Genomic DNA, 12,649 nt, shown 5'->3' with positions numbered 1-12,649 from the left:
CAGGGGTTCGTCCTACCGCTTTCGATAAAGTTTTTTCATAAACGAACCGAGAACCATCACGTGTTATTCGATCTGGATTACGGAAAACATGTCTAACTGTTGATTTCCATTCCGCGTTACCTATAACCCATTTATTTTTATGCTCCCAGCCAATTTTATTTCCTACGTGTCGCTCTTTAACGTGTTGAACTCCCCCACGAGTCAAATTGACTTTTGATGGTAACGAACACCCAGCCAACCCCAACGGATCAACCCATCCCAGCGGATCCACAACATACGTATAGGTGTTCAGCCCGCCCTGCAGCCCGATGGGGTCCATCTGGGTGTAGCAGCCCCCGGTGGGGTCATAGTAACGGAAGGTGTTGTAGTGCAGTCCCGTTTCGCGGTCCAGGTACTGTCCCTGGAAGCGCAGGTTCTGCGGCACGTCCCACTCCGCATGCACGCTTTCGTGCTGACTGCGTCCCCAGGCGGTGGAGGTGCCGCGCCACACGATTTCACCACGGCTGTCGGTTACTTTCTCCGGCAGGCCGTTGATTTCCGTGTGATACCAGTACATCTCCGCGTGCTGCTGCTGGCTGTCGATACGGGCCAGCGGCTCGTAACTGTTTTCCGTGTAGACATACTGCACGGCTGCGTCCGGGTCGCTGTCGCTGCGTTCGCCCACCATCTGCAGGCCTGACCACGCGTACTGCGTGCGTTCCGGTTTACGGGCGTGGCGTCGCCACACCTGTTTCTCCGTACGGCGGCCCAGGGCATCGTAACGGTATTCTGCCCGGGTGAACTCAGGGTCACCCTCAATCACCACCGTGCTGATGCGCTGCTCATCGTCGTAGCTGAAACGCTGTGTGATACCCCTGGCGCTCCGTCATCCGGCCAAAGCCGTCATACTCCCGGCGCACACCGTCCAGCCGTTTTAACAGGTTGTCCCACACCGGCTGTAAATCCGGTGTCGTGCGGTTATCCGCCTACTTATATCGAGTAGAGTAACGGAAGGATTTCTTATTTCGGCAGCGCTACCTGATTTGTCGTCGAGTTAAGTTGCTTATGCTCTCATGCTCATAGATCTATCATGGTAAAAGTAGATATTAATCCGGTAGAAATCCCCGAAAGTTTCTTTAAATTTTATATGGATGAAGACAATAGTTAATGATTAAATCCTTTATTTTTTCGTCTAAAAGAGCACCACTTTCCTTTTCAGAAGCTAAAATTTTGTTGAACACTACTTTCTTATTAACCTCTGGAAGGTTTTCAAAAACCTTTTCCCAGTCAGATTTGTAACCATACATCACTAAAAATTTATCGAGAGCTGAATTGATTAACGGACTCCCCGCATACAATAATGAACCAGTCTCCTGACATGTTAATTTCAGATAAATGATTGCGTTAATCAATGTGTTAATCTCTTCTCTTGAGAGAATCAAACCTTCATCATTTTTCATTATTCATAGCCACTTAAAAACATTTGCTCATCAGCTAATTCCAGCCGTACTTCATAATCTATGCCGGAAAGCAGCATAGAACAAGTGTTTTTATCGACACAAATAAAAGCCTTAATTCTAACATCCAAATATACATCCTCGCCAGAATATTAATAAAGCCAAATCCAATGTTCACTCTGTTACTTTACGTTATATCATCCAAAATGGATGATATAGAAACTTCAGTCCTCCTCATAACAAATTTATTAGAAATGTTAACTCTTACTGGAGAGTTAAATTGCAATGTTCCCGAAGAATCTCAACGATATCATACGAAGATAGCGTATAAATTTCATTGGGAATTGTGTTATCAATAGCTTTAAAAGAAAGCTCGCTGTCTTTCCAAATAATATCTATTGAGACTCTATTTTTTTTAAGCTCAACGATGCAATCATCGAATGCATCTAGATTTTTCCCCACATAACCAAAGATACCAAAGAATGCATAACCAAACTCACAGTAGAAGGAATAGTAATCATGTATATATTTACCTTCAATTATAATAGTGTTTTTTTCTAAAGAATCTCTCACTCCATTAATCATATAACATGCAGAGATATAAACTCTTTTGGACTCTTTAACCAAGTCCAACCAGAACCTTTCATTACTACTATTATGTACTTTTAATAATGAAAGTACACCGATTTCATACATACTATTCATAACGATTAGATACAGATAAATTGTCCCATTAGATTTTATTATTTTCTTTACAGTAAAATCGAAATCTAATCTCCCATTATAATCAGCGCATTCCAATCGATAGACCTGATCGCCTATCGAAAAATCAACATCATTTTTCGATAGGCCATTAAGAGCGAATAAGTAAGCATCGCCAATTCTTGAAAAATCCTGACACTCAATCAAATCATGACAGGAAAGGATGATATTTCCAGATTCATCATATATTTTATATAAATATTCCATTGGAAGCCCCTTATTTAATAATATTAAAACTACATACCATCAACTATAACATCGAATATTCTTTCATAATGATCTGGGCTAAAACCAAATTTAGTTTTCCCATTTCCCAAATCAAGAGTCAATATTCTCATGTCATTATTCCCTTTAATTACCTCCCATTCTTTAGCTCCCTTCCAACCAGCATTTTTACCTCTTCCCTGGAATATTTTTTGACCACCAGCCCCGTCAGAACGAATAATGCCTTTACCATCAAGGATATCATTAATTGATTTATTCATTGCATCGAGCTCTTTCCTTGAAAGAGGTTTTTTGGGAGGTTTCTTCAATGAGCACACCCGACTCAACCCCAACGGGTCCACCCATCCCAGCGGATCCACAACATACGTATAGGTGTTCAGCCCACCCTGCAGCCCGATGGGGTCCATCTGGGTGTAGCAGCCCCCGGTGGGGTCATAGTAGCGGAAGGTGTTGTAGTGCAGTCCCGTTTCGCGGTCCAGGTACTGCCCCTGGAAACGCAGGTTCTGCGGCACGTCCCACTCCGCATGCACGCTTTCGCGCTGGCTGCGTCCCCAGGCGGTGGAGGTCCCGTGCCACACGATTTCACCGCGGCTGTCGGTCACTTTCTCCGGCAGGCCGTTGATTTCCGTGTGATACCAGTACACCTCAGCGTGCTGCTGACGGCTGTCGATGCGCGCCAGCGGCTCGTAGCTGTTTTCCGTGTAGACATACTGCACCGCCGCATCCGGGTCGCTGTCGCTGCGCTCGCCCACCATCTGTAAACCCGACCACGCGTACTGCGTGCGTTCCGGTTTACGGGCATGGCGTCGCCACACCTGTTTCTCCGTACGGCGGCCCAGGGCATCGTAACGGTACTCCGCCCGGGTGAACTCAGGGTCACCCTCAATCACCACCGTGCTGATGCGCTGCTCATCGTCGTAGCTGAAACGCTGTGTGATGCCGCGATGGCTGTCGTGGCGCTCCGTCATCCGGCCAAAGCCGTCATACTCCCGGCGCACACCGTCCAGCCGTTTTAACAGGTTGTCCCACACCGGCTGCAAATCCGGTGTCGTGCGGTTATCCGCCGCGTCATACCAGAAACGCTCTTCCCCGCCAGGCTGAAGGCTCTGCGTCATGCGCCCTGCCGCATCGTAACCCCACAGCGACTGACGGTATTTCTCCGCCGGGGTCGCCGGTGCGCCGTCGGTGTACATCTGGCGGATAATCTGGTCGGCGCGGTCCCACTGGTAACGCCGCTCAAACACCAGCCGGTCACGCACATTGTCCATGCAGCGGCGCTGCGTGATGCGCCCGGCAACGTCATACTCCGTATCCAGTGCCAGCGACCCCAGCGTGCGCTGCGTCTCCCGGTGCAGTTTATCGCGCTGATAACCCGTCACCGGCAGCGTTTTACCGCCGAAAACAAGCTGCATCTCCAGCAGGTGCCCGGTGCCGTAACGCAGATACTGCATCTGCCGCCCGTCCGGGAAGGTGGTCGCACTCAGGTTGCTTAATGCATCGTACTGATGCTCGTATTTGCCGGACGCATTCTCTTCACTGACCAGGTCGCCGAGCTTGTTGCGCGTCAGGATGATGGTATCGATACTCTGCGGCTCGCGCATATCAATAACCGACTGACGCCACTCGCCGTAGGCATAACGGCGGATTTCCGTCGCCAGCGCACTGTAGCGGTACTCGGTGCGGTGCTGTTCGGTTTCCCGCGCCACCATGCGCCCGAGTGCGTCGTACTCGTAGTTCACCACCTGCGGCGGTAGTGCACTGCCGCGGGCAGGGTGACGGGTCATCGTCGCCACCTGCTGCGCGGCGTTGTACAGATACTCGGTCTGCCGCCCGGCGTAATCCTGCTGGCGGGTCAGCAGCCCGGTGGCGGTGTAATCAAAACGCCACTGCTGATTGTTGGCATTGGTCAGCGTGACCAGGCGGCCAGCGCGGTTAAAGGCAAAACGGGTGACCTGCCCGGCAGAATCCACCACTTCGATGACCTGGCCGCGCGCATTCAGCGTGACGTTGCGCTCCAGCATGCCGTCAATGTTCTGCCCGCACAGTAACCCGGCTTTGTTGTACTTGAACAACGTCTCGCGGCCATCGGCGCGCACAAAAGTTTGCAGGCGCGACGCCGCGCTCCAGCGGTAACGCTCGGTATTGCCCAGCGGATCGGTCACAGACACAAGCCGGCCTGCGGTGTCGTACTGGCGGCGGCTCTGGTAACCCGAGCAATCCTCTTCGCGGATCAATTGCCCCAGCTCGTCCCACCAGAACCGGTGGCTGTTCTCCAGCGCATCGATGCGGCGGGTTAAATCGCCCTGATCGTTCCACTCAAAGCGGGTGACACCGCCTTCCGGGTCGGTCAGCGCCACCACATCCCCCGCCAGGTTGTACTCATAGCGCCAGATCGCGCCGTCGGGTAACACTTCAATCGCCGGGAAATCATACAGCGGATGCCAGGTCGTCATCTTTGCACGATCCAGCGGATCGCGTTCCAGCGTCAGGTTACCGCGCTCGTCCCAGGTGTATTCCCAGCGGCCGCCATCCGGTTGAATAGCAGAACGTAACTGTTCGGCATTTCCCGCCCAGTTAAATTGCCACTGACCACCGTGCACATCGGTATAGTGGGTGATGCGATACAGCGTATCCCAGTGATGTTCGCTGACCACGCCTTCGTCATTGCTGACCCGGGCGTAGCGCTTTTGCTCGTCGGCGTCGATACGCCAATTCTCCAGCACGGCACCCTGTTCGTCGTGAACCTGGTAGCCGCTCACGCGCCAGTGTTCAGAGCCTGTCTCTGGTCGCCACTGGTAGTGCACCGTTAATCCCGTCGAGAAGCTGTGCCAGGCCAGCATGTCGCTGGCGCGATCCCAACCGAACTGGCGGGTGACCACACCATCGGCGTCCGTCACTGTGATCAGTTGCCCTTGATCGTTATAGCGATAAGAGACCAGCAAACGGCGCTCGTCTGCGCAAATCTGGTACACAGCACTCAGTCGCCCGAAGCGGGATTCATACTCCAGTTCCACATCCAGCGCTTCGTTATCGCTGGAGATGCGCGTCAACTGGCCTTTTTCGTTCCAGCTGTAGTAGTGGGCGTTCTCATGGCGGTCATAAATGCGCTGGATGCGCCATTCACCCGATCGAGTCGGATCCGGTTCAAAGATCTGGTGCTCGCCATCGCCCGTTTGCATGGCGATGATCCCGTTCGGGCTGGCGAAGATCCGCATGCCATCTTCCGGGTAGAAGATCATATCGCCGACCCGTACTTCGCCCAGCCCCAGTTCACGCCCGCTCATATCGCGGAAGATCATCTGGTTCTCCGCCAGGCGCAGGAAGCGGGTTTCAAACGGCATCATCCAGCCGGTACCGAGGATGCCGGTGGCGCGATTGCGGCTGTGGTAGATACGCTGCCAGTAGAGTGGCATGCGATCCGGCAGCACAAAGTCGAGATCCTCTTCCTTGGCGAGGATTTTGCTGCCAAGCGGAATATGAACAGGGAAAAAGGTGTGCGCTGCACTGATTAGCGCTGCTGAAAGGGTATCGGAGACGGCAACGCCACCGAGCAGACAGAGAAACTCTTTTGCCAGCCCGCGTAGCAACTGGCGTTCACAAGCGAGCTTCGCCAGCCGCGACAATGCGCCCAAGCCCACGCTGCCCACCAGATTGCCCAGTAGATAAGCCAGCTGATTTTTGCCGCTGTGAATATCGCGCACCGTAATGGTATCGCCACCGATCCGCACGCGCGGGTCGTCACTGACTTTGATTTCGGCTTCGCAGGTGCTTTTCTCACCGTTGCGGGCGGCTGGCTGGTTGTTAATTAAGACTTTTTTCGAGCCCTGCGCGACAAAGTTGCTGCTGGTGACCATATGGCCTTTTTTACAGTCAACGTTGTCTTTCGGCATGGGGGTCGCATGAGGATTCGCGCTTTCCACTACCGGTTGTGTGAGGGTTTCCCAAAAGCTGGTGCCCCACTTTTTCAGGTCATCGAGGGTGATATCTTTGGCGCGTTCGGCGACCGCCATCATCACACCGCCTGGCGTGAGGATCGTTTTCGCAGCTGTGGCCGCGACGGCAAGTGCAACCATACCGACAGCGGCCCAGTCAATGCCTTCATCGGCAGCCGCCGGGCTGTTCAGGTAATCGCGATCCACCGTTCCGGCAGCGCGGGCGGCTTTTTTACCCTTGATATAGACATTGTCCGAACCGGAAACAATAACCGCGTCCGGTGGCCCGGGGTCGATGAGCGCATCCACCATTTTGCCCGCGGCATTGCCGATCTCCTCCAGTTTGCCGCTGAAAATTAGCGCAGCAAGCCCGGCAAGCGCCACACCGGCAACCAGAAGGCCAACACCCGTGCCAACAAAAGCGATGACGCCCCACACGATCGCCCCTTCCACCATCCCGCCAACGAAATCCGCCAGCGCAGAGCTGTGAATAAGCGGATCGTCAATACGGGCAGCGATGTAATCCGTCATCCTTACGCCCTCAGCTGTAAACCCGTTCTGATAGACGCCCAGAATGCATCAGCATCGGCATCGAAAGGCGCAGTACGGCTGAGCGTCAGCACCAGCAGATGGTCTTCTACGCGGGTGATCGCGAGTTTTTCATACACCATCGTGCTCTGGTTTAAGAAACGCAGCGCCACCTCGCGCGCAGGCTGACCAGCGATGGTGCTGTCTTCCACTTCGCCCATCGTGACCTTTTTCATGCTGCGCTGCACTTTCGCCAGCTGCTGCTTAATGAATGTTTCTTCTGCACCAGGCTGAATATCCCATGCCCGGGTGATCGCCAGCGTTGCGTCATACTCGCTGAATTTCAATAAGTTAATACTGCGATCCTGGTACGCACCCGGCAGATTAAGCTCACCTTCGGACAGTGCAAACTGCGTTGTCGTCATTATTTATCCGTCCCTTGATTAAATGCTTGTTTCACGGCAGCCTGGATTTCTGACGGCGTGGGCGACGCCTGGGTTGCGGGCTTGGCTTCAGAGAGATTCAGATCCAGCAGACCGCCGGTGTTAATCACGCCGTGTCCGCCCGCTTCGATAAGAAAGTCATTGCACTTGAGCTCCACCGTACCGTTGGCGTTCAGCGTGAGCGACGAATAGCCGCTGACTAATGTGATGCTGGTGTCCGAGGCCTGTAGCAACCCGCCCTGGACTTTCTGTGTAAACCCGCCGCCCACCAGTTCCCCGTGTGCAAACTGCGTCGCCTGGGTGTGCGAGCCCGCCACCGAACCGGTGTAATCCTGCGCAACGCTGACCGTCCGTGAGCCGCCAACGCTGTGGGTCTCATCGTTTTTAACGTGAGTATCCATATTGCGTTCGGCCTGGATCCACACCTGCTCTTCACCCGCCTTATCTTCAAAACGCAGGGCGTTGGCGTTGTCAACGGAGCCATCTTTCGAACGGCTGAGGAACCCCATCTGCGTGGCGGCGGCCGGTAGTGCCCACGGCGGCATACTGGCTTCGTTATATACGCGCCCGGTGATAATGGGCCTGTCCGGATCGCCGTTGATAAAGTCGATCACCACTTCATCGCCCACACGTGGAATCTGCACGCCACCGAAGCCCTGCCCGGCCCATGCACTGGAGACGCGCACCCAACAGGAGCTGGTGTCATCACCTTTTGCCAGTCTGTCCCAATGAAACTTCACTTTTACCCGACCATAGCGGTCAGTCCAGATGCTCTCGCCCTGCGGACCGACCACTTTTGCCGTCTGCGGACCATAAGTGCGCGGCCATGCGGTTTGCTGCGGTGGGCGGAAAACGACCGAAGAGGGGATCACGCTAAAATCGATACGGTGGATAGTTTCGCTGTCCGCGCCGCTGGCATAGCGATTCTCTTCAAAGTTGTACCAGGCAGCGGTGACCAGGTACTCGCCGTTGTCGTTAAAAAACGCGGCATTGGTCAACTGGAATGTACTGCCCGGCGCAATACCGATCGCCGTTGCGGTGCCTTCGATCTGCTGGTGCTCAACCTGCCAACGCTCCTGACGAATGCGGGCGTAAAACTCACCATGCCCGTGTTCAACAAAACGGCCAGGCCAGTCATAGACATCAATGGCACCAGGAGACGGCGAATTGGGGTTTTGCCGCGCCTGGAAAAGCCAGGCGTTCGGCTTACGGAAATCGTAATCGTCCAGGCTGTACAATCCCGGCGTGACGCTGTCTTCCAGCGCCCACTGACTGATACCCTCTTCGTCGGTGCTGCCGCCGGACGGGGTCTGATGGTAAGGAATGGATTCGTAACCGCTGAACGGTTGATGCTGGGTCGCGGCATCCGTCAACACCAGCGTATGTTTGTCCGCCTCGTGGCGGAAGTGATAGGTAATTCCTTCAAGCTCCATCAGACGGCTGATGAAATCAAAACTGCTCTCCTGGTACTGCACGCAGTATTCCCAGGTGCGGTAACTGCCGCTCAGCTTGTCTTCAATATTGACCTGATACTCGCCAAGCAACGTTTTGACGATCTGCGGTACCGTTTGTTCCTGGAAAATGCGCAGGTTGCGGTCGCGCTTCATCGGCCAGAGATCAGGTTCAACAGTAAGCTGATAAACCGCATAACGCGTACCACTTAGTTCAACGGCACTCACCGCCACACGGGTAATTTTGCCATTAAGATAGCGGGGGCCAGTCAGGCCCTGTGTAGGAATGGTGACGGTAACCGGTTTGCCGAGCAGTGTGCTGCGATCCATTCGCGCATCGGTGCCAAGCAATTGCAGGTTAAAAGCAAATGACTCGGATAACGCTTCCCGACCAGAAAGTTTCCAGAAAATCAGTCCTTCGACAGGTAACTGAACAGCAATACGATTACTCATAAATCGAATCCTGACATAAAGACGGATGCCGCTCCGGGCTCCGTTCTTGAGTTTAATGTTGCGATATCCGGGTAAAGCTACCGCACGAAATCCGTAAATCAAAAGATCATTATTGTCTGTTTTCTCCGCTAAATAAATGCCAGGAATAATCCTAATCCAGGGTGGTAAACCTGAAAAAAATTCACGTTTTTAGTGGGTTAAGCACAATGAATAATCAAAACGGCAACATAAGATAAATTTTAACCCGCAAAAAGGCGTGTTTTGGATAGGGTCAGTAAGATGCCAAAACCCCGATTCTGCGTCCTGACGCATTGTTTCGCGAGTATTATCGCAATTTCATCGCAAATATTAGACGGCACGGCTGAAAGGCAGTATAAGTTTTTTATACGTTTTCACATTTATTATTACCCTGGCTATATGCACGTTCTTTTTATATATCCATCGCATAAGCCCTACTGATAGTTAATAACCATTTAATTACGTTTAAGCGAAATTAAACTGGTCATTTATGGAGGGAGTCATGGAAAGTTATAACCAGTTTGGGCAAAGAATTGGCCCGGAATTGCCCGAGTGGACAACCCGGGAAATGCCGGAAAAAGTCAGCCTTCGCGGGCTTTACTGCAACGTCATACCCTTAGCCATCGACCATGCTGAAGATTTGTTTCCTGAATGGCACAGCATCGAAGATGAACGGGACTGGACCTACCTTGAAGGAGACAGACCGAAAGATAAAGCTGCTTGTTATGCCTGGTTAAGAGAGTTAATTGCACATAAAGAAAGATATTATTTTTCGGTGCAGGATCAAAAAGACGATCAAGTAAAAGGCATCTTTTATATCGGTAAAGTGGATCCGGACAATGGCTCTTTCGATATATCCGAAATTAACTGGACGCCATTAATGAAACGCACACGTTCCAGTACTGAATCACTTTATCTTATTCTTGCTTACTTTTTCGACAACCTGAAGTATCGCAGATGCGAATGGCGCACCAGTATCTATAACGCTGAGGGTACCCGCTCGGCGGAGAGGATCGGCTTTGTCAAAGAAGGTGTATTGCGGGATAAAAAAGTCCGCAAAGGGCATTCGACGGATATCGCCGTTTTTTCTATCACCCGAAAAGAGTGGCCAGGGATCGCTTCAATGATCACCGCCTGGCTGCGGGAAGAGAACTTTGACGGTCTCGGTCATCAGTTACAGAAATTAAGTGCCTTGCGTCGCTATTAAATGTAAATGTCATTTGAATATCATCGTTGCCATGCGTTGGTTTCTCTCTATCAGCGCATGGCTGTTGATGCAATCACTGGCTGAACCCTCCACGCAACGGTAAGTCATACCCCGCCCGATTACTGGAACAATACCTCACAATGAAAGTGCTACTGGTACGCCACGCTGAAACAGAATGGAACCAACGCGGTATTATTCAGGGACACAAGGATAGTCCCCTGACGGTACGCGGCGCGCAGGAAACGGCGGCATTACTGGCAGCGTTAGCCTCTTATCCCATTGCGTGTGTTTATGCATCCCCTCTGGGCCGTGCATGGCAGATGGGACAAGCATTGGCGGGACATTTCGACTGCCCACTGGTGGCACACACGGCATTGAAAGAGCAGGCATTCGGCCACTACGAAGGGATGCCATCAGCGCAATTGCGTGACGAATATCCCTATGAGGCAGAGGCGTTATTTGCAAAAGACGCCGCGTTTTGCCCACCCGGCGGCGAGTCTCTGGCGCATGCTTCCCAACGCATTATCGATTTTATACAGCAGCAACAACAGACAGCGGCGCACCAGACGCTCTGTATTGTTACGCACGGGCAGGTCAGCCAGGGCGTTCTTGCTCTGCTTAAGGAAGGGAATATCGATAATTTCTCCCGTTATGCTCAGCCAAACGCAAGCTATTCCGTTTTCGAAATGACGGAAGGTCAATGTATTACGCTCCGCTGGGGGATCGCTACGCATTTACGCACCCTGACCCTCCATAAATAAATGTATTTCCTCGCAAACCGCCCCACTCAGAACATTTTGGGATTTTCCTGATGAGGGGTAAATCCATTACAAAGCGTAAAATATGTAACGAGCAATGAGTCACTGTATCAGATCGCTTTTTTGTCGACAGCATTCTTACAATTTTATGCTGAGGTTTGTCCGAAGAGAAAACACCGTCCCGGACATAAGCGATATATCCACAGAGACCGTTATTCACCTGAAAAGTTTGCCGCTAAGCGAGCAAACATGCCTCTTCAGGAAAGCCATATCTGCCAAAACGATGCCAATAAATACACTCTCGCGGTCATAGCGCGACGTCGTTATTTGTTGAGAAGCCTCTATTTTTGGGCAATCAGAACGCTGCGACGCGCATAAACCCCTTTCTTAAGGGGATGTATTTCTTTTATGGCCATGTTTTGCAGGCTTCGAGCCTGTTGTGCAGAGAAAACCACATTAACAACCTCTATTCGCGCGACATACCTGTACGAATACGGGGGAATAAAACAACAAAAACTCAGGCGTGATGAGGTTCTCCGTCACGTCATTTGGAATGGTGTAATACAACATGAGGTGCCCTTAATGAAAGGCGAAGCCATTGAACACTGTGTGAGAGATCACCTTAAATCGCTGAAACGGACAATTACCAACCTGCATAAGAAATGGAAATATCGAAATAGTTTTAGTTCGGAAGTAAGTTGGATTTCATTGGGTGAAAATTGCCTTCCTGACGATATTCTCCGGCGACATAACAGAAAATCATTCAGCTCTGTTTTTTCCTCCGGACGATCAAATATAGAATATATTATTCAGATGGAAAAAGATAATTACCGAAATCTGCTGAAGAAAGAGCATCTGCAACATTTTCCCGATGGTCAGCATTCTGTAGTGCGCTCGACGTTTTATAAAAACTGTGTGGGCCAATACAGCGAAAGACATATGTTGGGGTTTGAATTCACACATCATGACCCGCTCAGAATTAAAGAGGATAACCGCGCTTTCCAACGACGAATCAGCCGTCAGTTACAATACCGTGGGAATAAAAACTTTGTTTTTCTTTATCATCACAGAATAACAGAGAACTCAGATCTTGCTCTTTTACGGGCGCATTTAAATGAATTTCTTACCTTCTACAACACGCAAGGCCGCGATTGCAAAATGGTGCTTTTTTATCAACATATCATCGCCGAGAACGAGACGAAGCGTATCGATTTCACACCGCACGATACAGGGCTCCTCGAATTTACCTGCCATACCCATGAGATATGGGGAGGGGATGATCTGGAAACGTTCTGGGCCAAAAAAGATGATGGCCTGTTCGCAGAAATGTTCGACACGGTTGATAAATACAATCTGAGTGCAGATAAACCTTACCCTGGCAGCCCCCTTGTCCCGGCAGGCACAGTATAAGCCGCCTGGCTCTTCTCTGAGCGTGT

Annotated in this window: 8 protein-coding genes and 1 pseudogene; 3 read left to right on the top strand and 6 right to left on the bottom strand. The window is 51.4% G+C overall.

The genetic code is table 11. The annotated features are described in order from the left end of the window. Nucleotides 1–229: 229 nt before the first annotated feature. The 6 genes and pseudogenes from GA0061071_RS23295 to GA0061071_RS12225 form a co-directional block, all read right to left on the bottom strand. Nucleotides 230–965: pseudogene (locus tag GA0061071_RS23295) on the bottom strand (RHS repeat-associated core domain-containing protein); the annotation flags it as partial. Between the two features lie 150 nt (nt 966–1,115). Beyond that, nucleotides 1,116–1,439, bottom strand: a complete 324-nt coding sequence (locus GA0061071_RS12245) for a hypothetical protein (RefSeq protein ID WP_088238317.1) — start codon at nt 1,437–1,439, stop codon at nt 1,116–1,118. A gap of 261 nt (nt 1,440–1,700) precedes the next feature. Then, nucleotides 1,701–2,405, bottom strand: coding sequence for a barstar family protein (locus GA0061071_RS12240; RefSeq protein WP_061492683.1), 705 nt, complete (start codon nt 2,403–2,405; stop codon nt 1,701–1,703). 29 nt (nt 2,406–2,434) lie between these two features. Continuing rightward, complete coding sequence (locus GA0061071_RS12235; RefSeq protein ID WP_245191421.1) at nt 2,435–6,886, bottom strand: RHS repeat-associated core domain-containing protein; 4,452 nt, start codon at nt 6,884–6,886, stop codon at nt 2,435–2,437. Between the two features lie 2 nt (nt 6,887–6,888). Continuing rightward, nucleotides 6,889–7,308 carry a DcrB-related protein gene (locus GA0061071_RS12230; RefSeq protein WP_088238316.1) on the bottom strand — a complete coding sequence of 140 codons (420 nt, stop codon included), beginning with the start codon at nt 7,306–7,308 and terminating at the stop codon, nt 6,889–6,891. Beyond that, on the bottom strand, nt 7,308–9,230 hold the full coding sequence (locus GA0061071_RS12225) for a type VI secretion system Vgr family protein (protein ID WP_088238315.1): 1,923 nt from the start codon (nt 9,228–9,230) through the stop codon (nt 7,308–7,310). Before GA0061071_RS12225 ends, GA0061071_RS12230 begins: the two co-directional genes overlap by 1 nt. Nucleotides 9,231–9,750: 520 nt before the next feature. Here GA0061071_RS12225 and GA0061071_RS12220 point away from each other — a divergent pair. From GA0061071_RS12220 to GA0061071_RS12210, 3 genes are all read left to right on the top strand, one after another. Beyond that, nucleotides 9,751–10,455 carry a GNAT family N-acetyltransferase gene (locus tag GA0061071_RS12220; RefSeq protein WP_061492671.1) on the top strand — a complete coding sequence of 235 codons (705 nt, stop codon included), beginning with the start codon at nt 9,751–9,753 and terminating at the stop codon, nt 10,453–10,455. Nucleotides 10,456–10,595: 140 nt separating this feature from the next. After that, nucleotides 10,596–11,216 carry a histidine phosphatase family protein gene (locus GA0061071_RS12215; RefSeq protein ID WP_088238314.1) on the top strand — a complete coding sequence of 207 codons (621 nt, stop codon included), beginning with the start codon at nt 10,596–10,598 and terminating at the stop codon, nt 11,214–11,216. 579 nt (nt 11,217–11,795) lie between these two features. Continuing rightward, nucleotides 11,796–12,623, top strand: a complete 828-nt coding sequence (locus GA0061071_RS12210) for a DUF1796 family putative cysteine peptidase (protein ID WP_061492666.1) — start codon at nt 11,796–11,798, stop codon at nt 12,621–12,623. Nucleotides 12,624–12,649: the final 26 nt, after the last annotated feature.

It is taken from the genome of Kosakonia oryzendophytica, assembly GCF_900094925.1.
GTDB classification, from domain to species: domain Bacteria; phylum Pseudomonadota; class Gammaproteobacteria; order Enterobacterales; family Enterobacteriaceae; genus Kosakonia; species Kosakonia oryzendophytica.
The sequence above is the reverse complement of the archived record's forward strand: the minus strand, read 5'-3'. Positions and strand labels throughout refer to the sequence as shown.